17 protein-coding genes are annotated in these 18,202 nt (G+C 30.3%); 15 read left to right on the forward strand and 2 right to left on the reverse strand.

Features of this window, described 5'->3' with window-relative positions; genetic code table 11:
- Positions 1 to 14: 14 nt before the first annotated feature.
- Entirely contained in the window at positions 15 to 605 is a 591-nt protein-coding gene (locus BN1865_RS01380; RefSeq protein WP_050635474.1) for an ECF transporter S component, read from the reverse strand.
- 358 nt (positions 606 to 963) lie between these two features.
- Here BN1865_RS01380 and rbr point away from each other — a divergent pair, with 358 nt between their 5' ends.
- The 7 genes from rbr to BN1865_RS01415 all read left to right on the forward strand — a co-directional run bounded on the left by rbr (position 964) and on the right by BN1865_RS01415 (position 6,891).
- Complete coding sequence (gene rbr, locus BN1865_RS01385) at positions 964 to 1,617, forward strand: rubrerythrin (RefSeq protein ID WP_082189872.1); 654 nt, start codon at positions 964 to 966, stop codon at positions 1,615 to 1,617.
- Between the two features lie 105 nt (positions 1,618 to 1,722).
- The gene (locus BN1865_RS01390; RefSeq protein ID WP_050635475.1) at positions 1,723 to 3,093 is read left to right on the forward strand and encodes a sodium-dependent transporter; all 1,371 of its coding nucleotides are present in this window, start codon (positions 1,723 to 1,725) and stop codon (positions 3,091 to 3,093) included.
- An 88-nt stretch (positions 3,094 to 3,181) separates the two neighbouring features.
- Positions 3,182 to 3,499, forward strand: coding sequence for a PadR family transcriptional regulator (locus BN1865_RS01395; RefSeq protein WP_050635476.1), 318 nt, complete (start codon positions 3,182 to 3,184; stop codon positions 3,497 to 3,499).
- Positions 3,492 to 4,088 carry a DUF1700 domain-containing protein gene (locus BN1865_RS01400; protein WP_050635477.1) on the forward strand — a complete coding sequence of 199 codons (597 nt, stop codon included), beginning with the start codon at positions 3,492 to 3,494 and terminating at the stop codon, positions 4,086 to 4,088. Before BN1865_RS01395 ends, BN1865_RS01400 begins: the two co-directional genes overlap by 8 nt.
- Entirely contained in the window at positions 4,082 to 4,342 is a 261-nt protein-coding gene (locus BN1865_RS01405; RefSeq protein WP_050635478.1) for a hypothetical protein, read from the forward strand. The genes BN1865_RS01400 and BN1865_RS01405 overlap by 7 nt, the downstream gene beginning before the upstream one ends.
- Positions 4,343 to 4,467: 125 nt before the next feature.
- Positions 4,468 to 5,925 (forward strand): flotillin family protein, encoded by a 1,458-nt coding sequence (locus BN1865_RS01410; RefSeq protein WP_050635479.1) that lies wholly within the window; start codon positions 4,468 to 4,470, stop codon positions 5,923 to 5,925.
- 78 nt (positions 5,926 to 6,003) lie between these two features.
- Positions 6,004 to 6,891: an SPL family radical SAM protein gene (locus tag BN1865_RS01415; RefSeq protein WP_050635480.1), complete on the forward strand. Its 888-nt coding sequence runs from the start codon at positions 6,004 to 6,006 to the stop codon at positions 6,889 to 6,891.
- Here the strand turns inward: BN1865_RS01415 and BN1865_RS01420 are convergent.
- Positions 6,888 to 7,763, reverse strand: a complete 876-nt coding sequence (locus BN1865_RS01420; protein ID WP_050635481.1) for a MurR/RpiR family transcriptional regulator — start codon at positions 7,761 to 7,763, stop codon at positions 6,888 to 6,890. The genes BN1865_RS01415 and BN1865_RS01420 overlap by 4 nt on opposite strands.
- Before the next feature lie 154 nt (positions 7,764 to 7,917).
- On the opposite strand from BN1865_RS01420, the gene BN1865_RS01425 reads away from it, so the two are divergent.
- The 8 genes from BN1865_RS01425 (at position 7,918) to htpG (ending at position 17,453) form a co-directional block, all read left to right on the forward strand.
- Positions 7,918 to 9,318 carry a glycoside hydrolase family 1 protein gene (locus tag BN1865_RS01425; protein ID WP_050635482.1) on the forward strand — a complete coding sequence of 467 codons (1,401 nt, stop codon included), beginning with the start codon at positions 7,918 to 7,920 and terminating at the stop codon, positions 9,316 to 9,318.
- Positions 9,319 to 9,494: 176 nt separating this feature from the next.
- Positions 9,495 to 10,907, forward strand: a complete 1,413-nt coding sequence (locus BN1865_RS01430) for a glycoside hydrolase family 1 protein (protein ID WP_050635483.1) — start codon at positions 9,495 to 9,497, stop codon at positions 10,905 to 10,907.
- A gap of 146 nt (positions 10,908 to 11,053) precedes the next feature.
- On the forward strand, positions 11,054 to 11,602 hold the full coding sequence (locus tag BN1865_RS01435; RefSeq protein WP_050635484.1) for a helix-turn-helix domain-containing protein: 549 nt from the start codon (positions 11,054 to 11,056) through the stop codon (positions 11,600 to 11,602).
- Positions 11,603 to 11,620: 18 nt separating this feature from the next.
- Entirely contained in the window at positions 11,621 to 12,361 is a 741-nt protein-coding gene (locus tag BN1865_RS01440) for a CPBP family glutamic-type intramembrane protease (RefSeq protein ID WP_232780289.1), read from the forward strand.
- Between the two features lie 48 nt (positions 12,362 to 12,409).
- Positions 12,410 to 13,075: a Type 1 glutamine amidotransferase-like domain-containing protein gene (locus BN1865_RS01445; protein WP_050635485.1), complete on the forward strand. Its 666-nt coding sequence runs from the start codon at positions 12,410 to 12,412 to the stop codon at positions 13,073 to 13,075.
- Positions 13,076 to 13,125: 50 nt separating this feature from the next.
- Positions 13,126 to 14,412 carry a uracil-xanthine permease family protein gene (locus BN1865_RS01450; RefSeq protein ID WP_050635486.1) on the forward strand — a complete coding sequence of 429 codons (1,287 nt, stop codon included), beginning with the start codon at positions 13,126 to 13,128 and terminating at the stop codon, positions 14,410 to 14,412.
- A 101-nt stretch (positions 14,413 to 14,513) separates the two neighbouring features.
- Positions 14,514 to 15,353: an SPL family radical SAM protein gene (locus BN1865_RS01455; RefSeq protein WP_050635487.1), complete on the forward strand. Its 840-nt coding sequence runs from the start codon at positions 14,514 to 14,516 to the stop codon at positions 15,351 to 15,353.
- Between the two features lie 204 nt (positions 15,354 to 15,557).
- A complete protein-coding gene (gene htpG, locus BN1865_RS01460) occupies positions 15,558 to 17,453 on the forward strand; it encodes a molecular chaperone HtpG (RefSeq protein ID WP_050635488.1) in 1,896 nt (631 codons plus the stop codon).
- Positions 17,454 to 18,202: the final 749 nt, after the last annotated feature.

The raw sequence follows: 18,202 nt of genomic DNA on the forward strand, positions 1-18,202 counted from the left end.
AATAACCTCTTTCTTTAATTCATTTTGATTAATATTTTGGATACCATAACCGCAATAATCGTTCCAACAATAGCTTCCACAATTCCATTTGTTGTTATAATACCAATCAGATAAGGGAAAAGGACTGAGAAATCTTTCCCAATAGCACTTGCATATTGAGAACCAAAAATCACATAAATACCACCGAGCACTAAGATTGTATTTGTCATAGCACCTAAAAAAGAACCTAAAGTCATGGCCATTATCTCATTTTTCATTTTCAACTTTTCATAAATGAAACCAGCCACATATCCAATCAGGACTCTTGGAATAATAGCGACAAATGCACTCATAATTGAACCACTTAGAAAAGGTGAGAAAACAAAAGATGTTACAGTTGGTTGAATTGTATTGATGATAAGACTAGACAATCCAAACACCAAACCAATACCAGCCCCTTTATTTTTACCTAAGACAATACCAGCAATAATAACGGGGATGTGCAAAGTTGTTGCACGCAAGGGACCAACTGGAATGAAACCTAAAAAAGGAATCATCACCATAAGAATTTCTATCGCAATAAAAAGCGACATGAACGCTAGGTTCTTTGTTTTTTGTTTATTCATTTTTTTCCTCCACTGTCGTTTCTTTTTGAATACGACGCTTTCTTTTATTTTGTTAAAAGTTAGATAAAGTTAACGCTTAAAAAGTCATTACTGTATATATCGCTTTTAACAACGCTATTATACAACGATGTTTTTCAAATTACAATTCATCTTCCTAAAAAAAGATTTATAAAGCATATATAAATACTATCACAAATATATCATAAAAAAATATAATAAAAAAATTTTTTTGGAAAAACACTGATAAATAGGGAATAAATAACTAGTAATAATTACTATTATTAAAAAAGTTCTTGATTTTGCCAAAATTTGTAGTATAATAAAAGCAGATGAAAAATAGAAGGAGGAAATAAAAATTATGGCAAAATGGGTATGTAAAGTATGTGGATATGTACATGAAGGAGATACACCTCCAGAAGTATGTCCAATTTGTAAAGTTCCAGCAAGTCAATTTGAAAAAGTAGAAGAGGAAAGAAAATCAAAATATACAGGAACAAAAACAGAAAAGAATTTAATGGAAGCTTTTGCTGGAGAATCTCAAGCAAGAAATAAATATACTTATTTCGCAGAAATGGCGAGAAAAGAAGGTTTAGAACAAATTGCTGCAATCTTTGAAGAAACTGCAAATCAGGAAAAACAACATGCCAAAATGTGGTTTAGTGAATTCCATGGTATTGGTGCAACTGATGAAAACTTAGAAGTTGCTGCTGCAGGTGAAAATGAAGAATGGACAGACATGTATGCAAGAATGGCTAAAGAAGCAAGAGAAGAAGGTTTTGAAGATTTAGCAATCAAGTTTGAAAATGTAGGAAAAGTAGAGAAATCACATGAAGCAAGATATTTAAGATTATTAAAGAATTATAAAGAAGATAAAACATTCAAGGGTGATGCACCTAAAGGATGGAAATGTCGTCAATGTGGATTTATCTATGAAGGTGAGCAGGCACCAGAAAGATGTCCAACTTGTGGATATCCAAAAGCCTTTTTCGAAAGAATGAGCGAAAACTATTAATAATAAAGTGATGAGATTTTCTCATCGCTTTTTCTTTTTATCAATGGTTTTACATTTTTCGATTTCTATTGTAAACTAAAAAAAGTATGTAAAGGGGAGTAAGATATGGAAAGAGAAAAATTCTCATCGCGTTTAGGCTTTATTTTAATTTCAGCTGGATGTGCTATTGGTTTAGGAAATGTTTGGCGTTTTCCTTATGTTGTAGGACAATATGGTGGAGCAATATTTGTACTTATTTATTTATTGTTTCTTGTGCTTTTAGGAGCACCTATTATGACAATGGAATTTGCAGTTGGACGAGCAAGTCAAAAAAGTGCTGTGAAAGCTTTTGAAACCATTACACCTGATAAACCTAAGTGGAAATATATTGGTTATTTCCAATCAGCTGGTAATTATATGCTGATGATGTTTTATACAACTGTTGGTGGATGGATGATTGCTTATTTTTTTAAGATGTTAAATGGTGAGTTTCAAGGTATTTCACCTCAAGGTGTGACTGATATATTTAATCAATCTTTACAAGATCCATTTATGCAGGTTTTCTGGATGATTGTTGTTGTGGCTTTAGGATTTGGTATTTGTTCATTAGGATTACAAAATGGTGTTGAAAAAATGACTAAAATCATGATGTCATCTTTATTTGTTATTATTATTGTTTTGATTGTAAGAGCTGTGACTTTACCTGGTGGAGGTGAAGGGTTGGCTTTTTATTTGATTCCTAATTTGGATTCTATATCTCAATATGGGTTATTGGAAGTGATTTTTGCGGCAATGGGACAAGCATTCTTTACACTGAGTTTAGGGATTGGTGCTATTGCTATATTTGGAAGTTATATTGGTAAAGAACGTCGTTTATTTGGTGAAACATTAAATGTTTGTGTTTTAGATACTGTTGTTGCTATTTGTTCTGGTTTAATTATTTTTCCAGCTTGTTTTGCATTTGGTGTAAATCCAGAAAGTGGACCTGGGCTTGTCTTTATTACTTTACCAAGTATTTTTAATGAAATGTGGCTAGGTCAAGTTTGGGGCTGTTTATTTTTTGTTTTTATGAGTTTTGCAGCTTTATCAACAATTGTCGCTGTTTTTGAAAATATTATTTCTTTTGGAATGGATTTATTTGATTGGTCAAGAAAGAAATCTGTTATTGTGAATTTGATTTTGATATTGATTTTATCACTGCCATGTGCTTTAGGATTTAATGTTTTGAGTCATTTGAATCCTTTTGGAGCGGGAACTTATATTCAGGATTTAGAAGATTTTCTTGTTACATATAATTTCTTGCCATTAGGTTCGTTGGCTTATTTGATTTATTGTACATCAAGATATGGCTGGGGATTTGAGAATTTCTTAGCTGAAGCCAATACAGGAGCAGGCTTAAAATTTCCAAAATGGATCAAAGTTTATTTAAAATATATTTTACCATGCATTATTATCTTTATTTTTATACAAGGTTATTGGACATTTTTTATGAAATAAGATACTTCATATTGAGGTATCTTTTTTTATATACCTCTTGACACATTATACTATGTAATGTATAGTATAAGACATAAGGAGGTATATAATGGATACACAACTTAAAAAAGGTTTTCTGGAATTTTGTGTTTTAGCAAGTTTGGTTCGCCATGATTCGTATGGCTATCAAATTATTAAAGATGTCAGTCAATGTATAGATATATCTGAATCGACACTTTATCCAATTCTTAAAAGATTAGAGAATCATGATTATGTAGAAACTTATACTGTAGAACATAATGGTCGCTTAAGAAAATATTATCAACTCACATTAACTGGAAAAACACATTTAAAAGATTTTTTAAATGGCTGGGATCAAATAGAAAATATTTATCATTATATAGAAGGGGAGTTAAACAATGACTAAACAAGCATTTATTGAAAAATTAGAAGCGGAATTAAAAGATGAAACTTATAGTACTGTCACACAAGTGATGAACTATTATGAAGAAATGATTGCTGATTTGATTGAAGATGGATATAGTGAAGAAGATGCTATATCAAAATTAGGAAGTATTGAAGAAGCAGTCGCAAATGTGAAAGGAGAAGAAGTTGTTGAAATTAAAAAAATGAAAACAACAACTTCAGCGTGGGTAAGTGTTTTATTGGTTTTAGGATTTCCACTTTGGGGATCACTTATGGCAGCTGGATTATGCTTATTGTTGTCAGCATATATTATTGTTTGGTGTATACCAATAATGACTGTTGCTTTTGGAATTGCTGGGTCTTTGGGATTTTTAATAGGTATTTTTGGTTCATTCCCTTTGTTTATTGAATCTATTTCTTTAGGGGTGACACAACTTGGAGTGAGTGCCATTTTTGGGGCTGTTGGACTTTTGGGAATTGCCTTGACATATCGTGTTTCAGGAACTATTTTTGAAAATTCTAAAAAAATGACAGTGACAGTGAAAATGTTCTGTCTTCAAACATTAAGAAAGGTGGGAATTGTATGTTAAAATCAATGAGTATGCATAAACTGGTTGTTCCAGTTATTGGGTTGCTTTTAGGAATTGGTGTTATTTTGACTGGAATTGGTTTTGCTATGGAAAGAAATATTGATTATTTAAAAGAAGAAGGAAGCCATAAATGGTATCAGATTATCTATGTTAATCAAAACGGAGATTTGAGAGTGGGGATTAGTTTTGGGGAGTTTGATGATTTAGATATTCCTCATGCTCCATCAGCACCACAGGCACCAGTCGCACCTTAATAGATTGATTGAAGAGGAATGAAGTTTCCTCTTTTTTTTGTGGAATACGATTTTGTCGATATTTGTTGCCTAGATGAATGACTAAGTGGTAAAATATATACATAAGATAGATACGGAGGGAAATTATGGAAATACTATTAGAAAATATGCCTGTTGTTATTGGGGTGCTTGTTGCTATTGTTGTATTGATCATTATCGTTACGGGATATGTGAAGGCTTCACCTGATACAGCATATATTATTTCAGGGTTACGTAAAGAACCAAAAGTTTTAATTGGAAAAGCTGGTATTAAGATTCCTTTTTTAGAAAAAAAGGATGAATTAAACTTACAGTTAATTCCTATTGATGTGAAAACATCAAATGCGGTTCCAACTGCTGATTATATTAATATTAATGTCGATGCAGCTGTTAATATTAAGATTAGTGATGATTCAGAAAGATTAAATCTTGCTGCTCAAAACTTCTTGAATAAGCCAGTTGAATATATTGCAAATGTAGCAAGAGAAGTTCTTGAAGGGAATATGCGTGAGATTGTAGGACGTATGAACTTAGAAGAAATGGTTTCCGATCGTCAAAAATTTGCTGAATTGGTAAAAGAAAATGCAGAACCAGATTTAGCGAAGATGGGATTAGATATTGTCTCATTTAATGTTCAAAATTTTGTTGATGGTAATGGTGTTATTGAAAACTTAGGGGTAGATAACATTGTTAAGATTCAAAAAAATGCTGCGATTTCTCGTGCTGTCAGTGAAAGAGATATTGCTCAGGCACAGGCCAAAGCATCACAAGAAGCAAATGATGCGAAAATCGCTGCTGAAACGATTATTGCTGAAAAGAATAATGAATTAGCAATTAAAAAAGCAGAACTTAAAAAAATTGCTGATGCTAAACAGGCAGAAGCTGATGCAGCTTATAAGATTCAAGAAGAACAATCTCGTAAATCAATAGAAATTGCAACTGCTGATGCCAATATCATGAAGCAGGAAAAGGAAATTGAATTAAGACGTAAAGATGTAGAAGTCACTGAACAAGAATTAGAAGCAAAGATTAAAAAACAAGCTGAAGCTGAAAAATTCGCTGCTGCCCAAAGAGCAGATGCAGAATTATATAAACGTCAAAAAGATGCCGAAGCTCAATTATTTGAAATGCAAAAAGATGCTGAAGCCCAAAAGGCTCAGGCAGAAGCTGTGAAATATCAAATGGAACAGGAAGCTGCTGGTATTCAAGCCAAAGGTGAAGCAGAAGCCAAAGCGATTGAAGCAAAAGGAATGGCAGAAGCTGAAGCATTGAATAAAAAGGCTGATGCTATGAAGAAATATGGTGAAGCAGCTGTAATGGAAATGTATTTTAATATGTTACCTAAAGCTGTTGAAGCAGCCGCTAAACCACTTCAAAATGTTGATAAAATCACAATGTATGGTGAAGGAAACAGTGCCAAATTAGTTTCTGATATTGTGACAACTGCAACTCAGGTTAGTGAAGGAATGAATGAATCTATTGGGATTGATTTGAAGAGTTTATTAGCTGGTTTCTTAGGTGGAAAGATTGCTTCAAATGATGATAAAGATGATGACAAGTCATAAGAATAAAAAGATATCAGTATAGAGTATCAGTATTGACTCTATACTGATTTTGTTAGGTAGGAAAAAAAGGAGATATATATGCAATCTATTCCAGCAAAAACTATTTTAAGTAAGAATAAATATCCTCATTATTGGTTTGGAAATGATTATAATATGAATTTATATCGTGGTTGTCATCATGGCTGTATATATTGTGATAGCCGTAGTGAGTGTTATCAAAATGATGAATTTGATATAGTGAAAGTGAAGGAAAATGCTTTAGATATTTTAAATCGTGAATTGATGAAGAAAAAAACAAAAGGTGTTATTGGTATTGGTGCTATGAGTGATAGCTATAATGGTTTTGAAAAAGATATGCAAGTGACTCGTGGTGCTTTAAAACTTATTCGTGATTATCATTTTGGTGTTTCATTAGAGACAAAAAGTGATTTGGTTATAAGAGATATTGATTTGTTTTTGGATATTCAAAAATATAATGATGTTATTATAAAAATGACCATTACAACTTTTGATGATGAATTATCAAAAATCATAGAACCACATGTGAGTGTATCTTCAAAACGCTTTGAAGCCATTCAAAAAATGAGTGAAGCGGGAATATTCACAGGTATTTTAATGCATCCTATCTTACCCTTTATCAATGATACTGAAGAAAATGTTAAAGAAATGGTGAGACTCGCTCATATTCATAAAGCAAAGTTTATTCATTCATATTTTGGAGTCACTTTAAGAGATCGACAAAGAGATTATTATTATCAAAAATTAGATGAACATTTTCCTGGCCTTAAAGAAAAATATCTCAAACGCTATGGTGTGAGATATGAGTGTCGTAGTAAAAATAGTCAGCATTTACAATATGTATTTCAAAAAGAATGTCAAAAATATGGTTTATTATATAAGATGGAAGATATTATCAATGCTTATAAAAAACATCAAATAAAAACAGAGCAATTATCTTTGTTTTAATCTGTAACAGGACTTGATAAAGGATGACGAGAGTCATTCTTTTTGTCATAACTGATTTTATTTTGAATATTTTCTTCATAATCTTTTTGGAAAATACCTGAGAAAATAACATTCATTAAGTATTCCATTGAAGCTTGTGAAGCAAATGGAGCAATTTTTGTAAAAATCTTTTCACGTGAGCCAATATTTAAAATATAATCAGCATAATGCGATAAACGATTATCCCCAATAGAAGTCAAAACAATTAAAGGGGTCTTTTTTTCTTTAAGTGTTTGAGCAATTTGAATCACTTCATTTGTTTCACCGGAATAAGAAATAATCATTGCTATTCTATCATGATTAGTATTGTAAGACATAAATATTTGTTCTCCATGTAAAACTCTGAGATTAACATCTCTAGAAATTCTCATCATCTTGTGTTGAAAACTCATAGCTGCTAATAACGAATTCCCTGAACCATAAATATCAATAGTCGGATATTGATAAATCAAATCAATAATATGTTCAAGTTGTTGAAAATCAATTAATTTAATTGTATCAGCAATAACCTCTTGAGATAAAGTTGCAAGTTTATGACAAATAATTGGGTAGGAATCTTCCTTGTCAAAAGGAAAATTGACATCAATACGATCAGTATGATGCAAATCATATTGAAGTTCAGCAGAATATTTAATTTTAAAATCATTATATCCATCAAGACCGATTTTTTTGCATAATCTCACAATTGTTGCAGGCGATGTATAAGTATGTTGTGCCAGTTGTTTAACAGACATGCTTAAAACATCATCACCATGATTTAAAATATATCTAGCAATTTCTTTTTCTGAATCAGAGAACTCAAGTTCAAATTCTAATTGTGTCATTATACTCATTTTTTATCACCATTATTAGTATATCATGAAACAAAGTTTCATAAAAGTGAGATTTTATGAAATGATTATGAAAAAAATTTGAAACAGTTCGATATCTGTTTACCATCATCATGTTTTCCAATATAATGAAAGTATAGAAACAGGAGGAATAAAAATGACAATTAAATTACCTAAAGATTTTTTCTTTGGTGCAGCAATGTCTGGACCACAAACTGAAGGAAGCTGGAATGTTGGTGGCCGACTTCGTTCTTATTGGGATATGTATTCAGATATGGAAATCAATGCTTTTCATAATAATGTCGGTTCTTATGTTGGAAATGATATGTATCATAAATATAAAGAAGATATTCAATTATTAAAAAGTATGAATTTTAAATCTTTTAGAACATCAATGCAGTGGACAAGACTTTTAGATCAAGATGGAAACATTAATCCTGAAGGGGCAGCCTGGTATCATCAATTAATTGATTGTGCTAATGATAATGGCATTGATATTTATATGAATATGTATCATTTTGATATGCCTGAATACTTAATTAAACGTGGTGGCTGGCAAAATAGAGAAGTTGTTGAAGCTTATGCTAATTTTGTTAAAAAAGCAATGGAAGAATTTGGAACAAAAGTCAAATACTGGTTTACTTTTAATGAACCTATTGTTGAACCAGAACAACAATTTTTACATGGCGTGTGGTATCCATATCAAAAAGATTTTAAACAATCAATTAATGTTCAATACAATATCACATTAGCACATTGTTTAGCAGTGATGAATTTTAGAAAACTTCAAAAAGAAGGAAAATTAATAGAAGGTGCAAAAATTGGAATGATTAACTGTTTTGCGCCACCTTATACAAAAGAAAATCCTTCACCAGAAGATTTAGAAGCTGTTCGTATGACAGATGGATTACATAATCGTTGGTGGTTAGATGTTGTTGCTCATGGACATTTACCTGAAGATGTTATTGATACAGTAGAAAATGACTGGAAAGTAGAAATCAATAGACGTCCAGGTGATGAAGCAATTCTTGCTCAAGGTAAAGTTGACTGGTTAGGATTCAATTACTACCAGCCTACAAGAGTTCAGGCTCCTGATTCAAAATTTGATGAAAATGGTTTGCCATGTATTTCTAAACCATATATTTGGCCTGAAAGAAAGATGAATGTTCATCGTGGATGGGAAATTTATCCAAAAGGTATTTATGATTTTGGTATGAAAATCAAAAAAGAATGTCCTGATTTACCATTCTTTATTTCAGAAAATGGAATGGGTGTTGAAGGTGAAGAAAAATTCATGGATGAGGATGGTATCATACAAGATGATTATCGTATTGAATTTGTAAGAGATCATTTAGAATGGATTGCAAAATCAATTGAAGATGGAGCCAATTGCTTAGGATATCATTATTGGGGAGCAATTGATAACTGGTCTTGGTGTAATGCATTTAAAAATCGTTATGGATTTGTAAGAGTTTGCTTAGATGATGGTTATAAACGTAAAGAAAAGAAATCTGCTTCATGGATAAGAGAAGTTGCAAGAACAAATGAATTTGAATAATGAGTGAACCTGAATGAAATCACATTCAGGTTTTCTTTTTTATGAAACTTTGTTTCATGAAATGATGAATTTTTATATGAATTATGAAACGATATTATAAAGTCGTTTTTAGATATTTACACTTTTGTTTATTTGAAATACAATGGAAACAGAAAGAATAAGGAGGATATTTTTGAATGGAAAAGAAAATGCCAAAAGATTTTTATTGGGGTGGATCAGTTTCATCATTTCAAACTGAAGGTGCTAGAGATGAAGGAGGAAAAGGAACTTGTATTTATGATGTAAGACCTATGAATCCTGAATTTTCTGATTGGAATGTTGCAATTGATGCTTATCATCGTTATGATGAAGATATTGCGTTAATGAAAGAAATGGGATTTAATTTTTATCGTTTCTCTATTTGTTGGTCAAGAATCATTCCTAATGGTTCATTAGATGAACCTGTTAATGAAGAAGGGGTGGCTTTTTATAATAGTTTAATTGATAAATTATTAGCTGCTGGAATTGAACCAATGATTACATTAGTTCACTTTGATATGCCATATGAATTGGTTAAGAATTATAATGGTTTTGCGTCTCGTCATGTTGTTGATTGTTTTGAAAGATATGCAAGAGTATGTATTGAAAGATTTGGAGATAGAGTGAAACATTGGATGAGTTTCAATGAACAAAACTTACATGGTATGATGTTAAGAGTTTCTAATGCTGAAGAAATTCCTGAAGGTGTGAGTCTTCCAAAACATTTGTATCAAGTGAATCATAATGTTTTTATTGCTCATTGTAAGGCAGTTAAAGCTTTAAGAGAATTACAGCCTGATGCTAAGTTCTGTGGAATGAATGCAGTTACAAATATTTATCCATATACAAATACACCAAAGAATAACTTATTTGCATGGCAAGCTTATCAATATATGAATGGTTTCCATTGTGATGTTTTTGCCAAAGGAAAATATCCTGATTATATGGTTGCTTACTTAGAAAATAGAGGATGGATGCCTACATTTGAAGAAGGCGATGATGAATTATTAAAATATACAGTTGATTATATTGCATTTAGTTATTATCGTTCTAATACAATTACTGAAGGTGAATTTGATTATGAAAGACCATATCATGAAATTGTAAATGAACATTGTGTAAAAAATCCACACTGTGAAGCTAATGAATGGAATTGGGAAATTGATCCAATTGGATTTAGATGGACATTAAATGATTTGGCTGTACGTTCTGATTTACCAGTATTTGTTTTAGAAAATGGTATTGGTTGGCGTGAAGATTATACACAAGAAGAAATTGATCAAATGTTAGCAGAAGGAAAAATGATTGAAGATGATTATCGTATCAATTATCATAGAGATCATATTCAAGAAATGAAAAATGCGATGTTTGAAGAAGGTGTTAAATGTTTAGGATATATTACATGGGGACCTATTGATATTTTAGCAAGTATGTGTAATATGGATAAACGTTATGGTTTTGTTTATGTCAATAGAACAAACAAAGATATGAGAGATTTAAAACGTATTCCTAAGAAATCATTTGCTTGGGTGAAAAAAGCATTTGAATCTAACGGTGAAGATTTAGATTAATATAATGATGAAGGCACATTATTAAAAATGATGTGCTTTTTTTATTTGCTACTAAAAGTTGACAAAGAAAATGGTGCGGTTGCGAAACAGTTGGTAGACGAATTGATAAGAGTTTGATATGCTTGTCGTATCAAAGGGGGATGTTTATGTTAATTGGAGAAAAAATTAGAGAATTACGAGTTCAAAATCAATTATCTCAAGAAAGCGTTGCTTATTTATTAGGGGTCAGTCGTCAATCAGTCAGTAAATGGGAACAGGGGTTATCTAAACCAAGTACAGATAACTTATTAAGGTTATCAGAGATATTTTTAGTATCAGTAGAAGATTTGATTGATAATGATGTTCAATTGAAGAAAGAATATGAATCACCTGACTTTTTTAAAGAATTCCTCTTTAGAAAAAAAGTTATGATTCCGATAATTATATTCTTAGGATTATTCATTGTTATATTTTTATGTGCAATCGTGATGAAGGGATATCATTATGAAACAAATGTTGTTAATTTTATAGCTGGTTTATCAGGCTTTTTCATGTTTTGTGCATATCTTGTTTTCTTAATAACAATTTTAAAATATGTTTATACAGATTGTAAAATCAGACATATTCAGCCAGTAGGGTATGTACTCTTTTCAATAACTGTTATTGGATTTGTCTTTTATTTATTAATACGGGATAATATTTCGCAAGTAAATTAAATTTTTAGGAGGATATATATGTTTTTTACAAACGATACAAATACAAAAAAACTGGTTGTCCTTAATATTGCTTTGATATTATTTTCTTTATTTGCTAGTCGAACAAATATGATGATATTGTGGCTTGTTTTGATTGGGATATTATCTTTATATTTTCTTTTGAAATTAAAAAATCAAATAAGAAAGAGTGATATTATTATAAGTCTTATCTTAGGAATCGTAACAATGATATCTCATCCACTACTTGCTATCTTTGTTTGTTTAGCCTATCTATCTGCTCAAGTGATGATGTCAAATTATCCTTCAAAAATGGTATTATATCATTCAAAAAAGAAATATGAATTATACAAAACGTTGTTTTTTATATTCATTATTGGAGGATTACTTGCTTGTATCAATTTATTATTAGCCATGAATAGTTATTCTTTGCATATTTCTTTTCAACTAAATTTTTTATTCGATGCATTAAGAGCAGGAATTTTTGAAGAAGTATTTTTTAGAATGTTTTTATATGCTTTGTGTTTACAAATCACTCACAATATTCATTTTAACCGTATCCAAACAATATTATCTTATTTAATCATGATTTTGCCACATGTATTGATGCATAATTATCCAATGGATATAATGAGTATTATTATTCTTTCCTTGATTTTTGGACTTCCTTTTGCTTTTATGTCAAGAAAAATCAATCTATTATCGGCGATAGGAGCACATTCTTTTGTTGATTTGATTCGTTTCATTGGACTTGGAATATAACTTTGTTTTTGACTTCAAATATTATATGATAGAGATAAGGAGGTTTTTATGAATATATTATTAAGTTCTTATGATTTTCATGAAGAGTGGGCCCAGGAAATCATGCGCCCATTGTTACAGCAGGATATGAAAGTCGTTGTTATCCCTTTTTCATTTGATGACAAGGAAGTCAAAACTTTAGATGATTATGATCAGCATTATGGAATCAATGGAAAACATGTCCCCTATATATTAAGACCATTTCATTATTATGGTCTTTATGATATTGAATTTGTTGACTATTTTAGGGATAGTCAGCAAATTGCACAAAAGAAGGTTATGTCTGCCGATATTCTCTTTTTAACAGGCGGATTGCCAGATCAATATTTAAAGCGTTTAAATGAATTTGGATTAAGTGAAATGATACGTTGCAATCATCAATTGATAATAGGAGCCAGTGCTGGTGCGATGGTACAGTTTGATCAATATCATATCACTCCTGATGATGATTATCCTTGCTATCATTATCAAAAAGGTTTAGGTTTGGTCAGTGGTTTTGAAATAGAGGTTCATTATTGTCATAGTGCTATTCAAGATGCAAGTATTCAAAGAGTGATTGAAGAAAGAGGTTTACCAATTTATACGATTGGTAATGATGGTGGTCTTTTCTATCATCAGCAAAAAATCATTCCTTTTGGGAATGCTCATTTGATTAATAATCCACAAGACAAATAGATAATCTTTTGATATAATAGTCACAATATGTCAAAAGGAGAAAGAGTTATATGGATGAAAAAAAGGCTTTAATTGTTGATGTTAATGAAAAACCAAAGAGCATTCAGTGGTTGTTTTTAAGTTTTCAGCATGTTTTTGCAATGTTTGGAGCAACGATTCTTGTTCCTATGCTGACAGGTTTTCCTGTTTCAGTGGCCTTATTTGCTTCTGGAGTTGGAACATTGATTTATACATTATGTACAAAACGTAAAGTTCCTGTTTATTTGGGATCATCATTTGCTTATATTACAGCAGTTATTTTGGCGGTCAAAGCAATGAATGGCAATATTTCTGCTGCTCAAACTGGATTGATTTTGGTTGGTTTGATTTATGTTGTTGTGGCGATTGTTATTAAATTTGTGGGGAAAGATTGGATTGATAAATTGCTACCACCTATTGTCATTGGACCAATGATTGCAGTTATTGGTTTAGGATTGGCCGGGAATGCAATTACAAATGCAGGATTTGTTACGAATGGTAAAATCAGTTATATGATTATTGCAATTGTGACGTTTTTGGTGGCTGCTTTGATTTCTAGTCAAGCCAAAGGATTTTTAAAAATTGTTCCTTTCTTAGTTGCTATTATTGTAGGCTATATTTTATCATTGTGTTTTGGTATTGTTGATTTAAGTGGTATAGCCAAAGCAGCATGGTTTTCTATTCCACAGTTTGCTTTTCCATTTTCTGTTCCAGATTTCATGGGAACGCATTTTAGAGAATATCAGTTTTATTTTGGACCTGAAACACTTGCTATTTTGCCAGTTGCCATTGTGACAATTTCTGAACATATTGGTGATCATACAGTTTTAGGGAAAATTTGTGGGAAAAACTTTTTAAAAGATCCAGGGTTGGATAGAACTTTAATTGGTGATGGTGTCGCAACTGCTGTATCTGCATTCTTAGGTGGTCCAGCGAATACAACTTATGGAGAAAATACAGGGGTCATTGGTTTAACAAAAATCGGTTCTGTATATGTCACATGTGGTGCCGCTGTCATTGCTATTGTGCTTTCTTTTTGTGGCAAAATTGCAGCCGTAATCAGTTCTATACCGACTTGTGTATTGGGTGGTATGAGTATTCTTTTATATGGTGTTATTGCCAGTAATGGACTGCGTATTTTAATTGATGCCCAAGTTGATTTTAATAAACAAAGAAATCTTATTATTGCTTCTGCAATGTTGGTCATTGGACTTGGTGGTGCTGTTTTTCCATTAGGTGGAAGTGCGACTTTATCTGGAACAGCCTTAGCAGCAATTGTAGGTGTTATCTTAAATCTCATCTTACCAGATAAATCATGATTGAAGATGTTTTACTTTCCACTCACATATGAGTGGATTTTTGTATGTGATAGCGATTTTATCACTCATTTATGTTACAATATATTCAAGGATGTGAAATGATGAAGTATATACCAATCCAATGTAAAAGTGCCATACGTAAAGTTCGTGGTGGTATGCCTTATGAACATGATGTTAATATTTATCGTGGGTGTGAACATGGCTGTTTATATTGCTATGCATTATATTCACATGATTATTTAGAGGATGCTCATTTTTATGATCATATTTATTATAAGGAAAATATTGTTGAAGTTTTAGAAAAAGAAATTAGTAAGCCAAGCTGGAAAAAACAAATTATTAATTTTGGAAGCGTTAGTGATAGCTATCAGCCATGTGAAAAAGAACTTCAACTCATGCGAGATGTTTTAAAATTAATGATTAAATATCAAAATCCTGTTAATATATCTACAAAATCAACTTTAATCTTAAGAGATATTGATTTATTAAATGAACTTTCTCAAGTTGCATTTGTTAATATCACTTGTACTGTGACTTGTGCTGATGAAACAATCCAAAAAATTATTGAACCTCGTGGGGCAACCAGTTTGGAAAGAATGAAAGTTTTACAAATTATTAAACAAAAGACGAAAGCAACTGTAGGTATTTTAATGATGCCTATTATTCCATATATCACTGATTCTTATGAAAATATGGAAGCTATTTATAAATTAGCAAAACAAATTGATTTGGATTATGTTGTTCCTGGAACAATGTATTTACGAGGCAAAACAAAACCTTATTTTTTAAATTCTATTCGTCAATATGACGAAGAACTTTATTGGAAATTAAAGCATTTATATCCCAAAGGAAGTTGTTTACCAGAGTATAAAAAAGAAATATTTAAAAGACTAAATTCTATTAGAAAAGAATATGACTTGGATAGTCAATATACAAAATAATTTTTATCTTGATGGATAATGACATCATGTTATTTGGCAATTTTATGATTTTACAATATATAGCAGAGAATTGTTTTCTTTGCTTTTTTATTTTGAAAATAAAAAACTCTAAAATTCTAGCACTCATTTCTTGACAGTGCTAAGATAAAGGTGTAATATACTATTAGCACATATGGTGATTGAGTGCTAAAAGGAGACGAGAGTATGGCAAGAAAAAAACATTTTAAAGCTGAATCACAAAGATTATTGGATTTAATGATTAATTCTATTTATACGCATAAAGAAATCTTTTTAAGAGAGTTGATTTCTAATGCAAGTGATGCTTCTGATAAATTATATTATAAAGCATTAACAGAAAATATTAATGGTATTTCAAGAGATGATTTATCTATTCAAATTGTTATTAACAAAGATCATCGTATGTTATCAATTATTGATCAGGGAATTGGAATGGATGAAAAAGAATTAGAAGAACATTTAGGAACAATTGCTAATTCTGGATCTTTTGAATTTAAGAATGCTTTAGAAGATGGACAAAAAGATATTGATATTATTGGACAATTTGGTGTTGGATTTTATTCAGCATTTATGGTTGCTCATAAGGTAGAAGTGATTTCTAAAAAATATGGTGAAGATGTTGCTCATATTTGGGAATCTGATACAAGTGATGGTTATACAATTAATGAGTGCGAATATCCAAATCATGGAACAAGAATTAATTTATTCTTAAAGGAGAATACTGATGATGAAAATTATGATCAGTATTTAGATGAATATGAAATTCAAAGATTAATTAAGAAATATTCTGATTATGTACATTATCCAATTAATATGGATATGACAACTTCTAAACAAAAAGAAGATAGCGATGAATATGAACAAGTGATTGAAAATAAAACATTAAATTCAATGGTACCATTATGGAAGAGACCAAAAAAAGAGATTACAGAAGAAGATTATAATGAATTCTATAAAGATAAATTTAATGATTTTAATGATCCAATGAGAGTTATGCATAACAGTGTAGAAGGAACAATCTCTTATGATTCATTATTGTTTATTCCTTCAAAACCACCAATGAATTATTATTCTCAAGATTATGAAAAAGGTTTACAATTATATTCACGTGGTGTCTTTATTATGGATAAAGCAAGTGAATTGGTACCAGAACATTTTAGATTTGTCAAAGGATTAGTTGATTCACAAGATTTATCATTAAATATTTCACGTGAGATGTTACAGCATGATCGTCAATTAAAATTAATTGCTGATAAAATTGAAAAACGTATCCAAAGTGAACTTGAAAAAATGTTAAAGAATGAAAGAGAAACATATGAAGAGTTCTTTAAGAATTTTGGATTACAATTAAAATTTGGTATTTATAACAGTTATGGAATGTTAAAAGATAAATTACAGGATTTATTATTATTCTATAGTGCAAATGAAAAGAAACTTATCACTTTAAGTGAATATGTTGAATCAATGAAAGAAGACCAAAAAGAAATCTATTTTGCAAGTGGTGAAACAATTGAAAAAATTGATCATTTACCAACTGTAGAAATGGTTAAGGATAAAGGATTTGATATTTTATATTTAACTGATAATGTAGATGAATTCTGTTTACAGATGTTAAGAGATTATCAGGAAAAACCATTCAAGAATATTAATCAAGGTGATTTAGATATTGAAAGTGAAGAAGAAAAGAAAGAACTTGAAAAAGTAAATGCTGATAACAAAGATTTATTAGAAACTTTAAAAGAAGCATTAAAAGAACAAGTTCAAGATGTTAAAGTTTCTTCAAGATTAAAAACACATCCTGTTTGTTTAGTAAGTAGTGAAGGTGTTTCATTTGAGATGGAAAAAGTTTTAAATCAAATGCCAGATGGTCAAGAAATTAAAGCAGGTAGAATTCTTGAAATTAATCCTAATCATCAGATCTTTACAGCTTTACAATCTATTTTTGATAAAGATCAAGATAAAGTTAAAGATTATGCTTCATTATTATATGATCAAGCTTTATTGATTGAAGGTTTTACAATTGAAGATCCAGTTGAATTTTCAAATAAAGTTTGTCAATTAATGGTAGATGCAAATAAATAAAGAATTTGAGACTTTCATTTAGGAAGAAGACCAAATAGTCTTTAATTCTCTAGAAATTCAGATTTGAAATGAAGGTAGAAAAAGTGATGAAAAGTCATTTGTTTCTACCTTTTTTATCTAATTTTGAGAATTTCTCAAACCATCTGCATCTTGAATTTATAAAAGTTGTTTGAAATTTTTTTGATTCCTATAGTACATTAGATACGATTCATTGATAAAATATTAACTATGATTCCTTTCTTGATAGATTGAAGTGATCACTTCAATCATACTATGAAAGGAATTTTATCATGTAGAAAAGAATCATTATGAAGATAACTTCTAATGAGGATGAAAGGTTTTGTTAAGATATATTGTTATGTTTTTAATTGAATTATCACAAAAAAATCACAACATTTAATTGTATCAATTCCCAATATTTGGTATAATGACTATATCATTGGTAGGTTATCTGTTTTAAAATAAAAAAATTTGCTAACCTATACCATTTAGTACTAGCTGATTATTCCACAATAACCAGTTTTTTTATGTTAATTTTCTCTATTAATTAACTTTGAACAAAGTCCGTTTAGGTATGCTATTACGTACATAAATATGTGAAAATAGATATTTATTGTTAAGGATAGTGAACGATAAACTATTAATATAGTGATGTTATGAATGAAGGAAATGTCAATATTGATAGTCTTTTTTGCTTAAAGAGGCAAAGTAAATATAGGAGATATGAGTGCTGTTGTGTAATAGCTTAG

The sequence above is a fragment of the Candidatus Stoquefichus sp. SB1 genome (genome assembly GCF_001244545.1).
Classification (GTDB): domain Bacteria; phylum Bacillota_I; class Bacilli_A; order Erysipelotrichales; family Coprobacillaceae; genus Stoquefichus.

Coding starts and splice junctions, on each gene's coding strand:
- BN1865_RS01445 (WP_050635485.1), top strand. CDS start 12,410: ATGAATATATTATTAAGTTCTTATGATTTTCATGAAGAGTGGGCCCAG.
- BN1865_RS01455 (WP_050635487.1), top strand. CDS start 14,514: ATGAAGTATATACCAATCCAATGTAAAAGTGCCATACGTAAAGTTCGT.
- BN1865_RS01410 (WP_050635479.1), top strand. CDS start 4,468: ATGGAAATACTATTAGAAAATATGCCTGTTGTTATTGGGGTGCTTGTT.
- BN1865_RS01435 (WP_050635484.1), top strand. CDS start 11,054: ATGTTAATTGGAGAAAAAATTAGAGAATTACGAGTTCAAAATCAATTA.
- htpG (WP_050635488.1), top strand. CDS start 15,558: ATGGCAAGAAAAAAACATTTTAAAGCTGAATCACAAAGATTATTGGAT.
- BN1865_RS01405 (WP_050635478.1), top strand. CDS start 4,082: ATGTTAAAATCAATGAGTATGCATAAACTGGTTGTTCCAGTTATTGGG.
- BN1865_RS01430 (WP_050635483.1), top strand. CDS start 9,495: ATGGAAAAGAAAATGCCAAAAGATTTTTATTGGGGTGGATCAGTTTCA.
- BN1865_RS01380 (WP_050635474.1), bottom strand. CDS start 605: ATGAATAAACAAAAAACAAAGAACCTAGCGTTCATGTCGCTTTTTATT.
- BN1865_RS01390 (WP_050635475.1), top strand. CDS start 1,723: ATGGAAAGAGAAAAATTCTCATCGCGTTTAGGCTTTATTTTAATTTCA.
- BN1865_RS01450 (WP_050635486.1), top strand. CDS start 13,126: ATGGATGAAAAAAAGGCTTTAATTGTTGATGTTAATGAAAAACCAAAG.
- BN1865_RS01440 (WP_232780289.1), top strand. CDS start 11,621: ATGTTTTTTACAAACGATACAAATACAAAAAAACTGGTTGTCCTTAAT.
- BN1865_RS01395 (WP_050635476.1), top strand. CDS start 3,182: ATGGATACACAACTTAAAAAAGGTTTTCTGGAATTTTGTGTTTTAGCA.
- rbr (WP_082189872.1), top strand. CDS start 964: ATGGCAAAATGGGTATGTAAAGTATGTGGATATGTACATGAAGGAGAT.
- BN1865_RS01400 (WP_050635477.1), top strand. CDS start 3,492: ATGACTAAACAAGCATTTATTGAAAAATTAGAAGCGGAATTAAAAGAT.
- BN1865_RS01420 (WP_050635481.1), bottom strand. CDS start 7,763: ATGAGTATAATGACACAATTAGAATTTGAACTTGAGTTCTCTGATTCA.
- BN1865_RS01425 (WP_050635482.1), top strand. CDS start 7,918: ATGACAATTAAATTACCTAAAGATTTTTTCTTTGGTGCAGCAATGTCT.
- BN1865_RS01415 (WP_050635480.1), top strand. CDS start 6,004: ATGCAATCTATTCCAGCAAAAACTATTTTAAGTAAGAATAAATATCCT.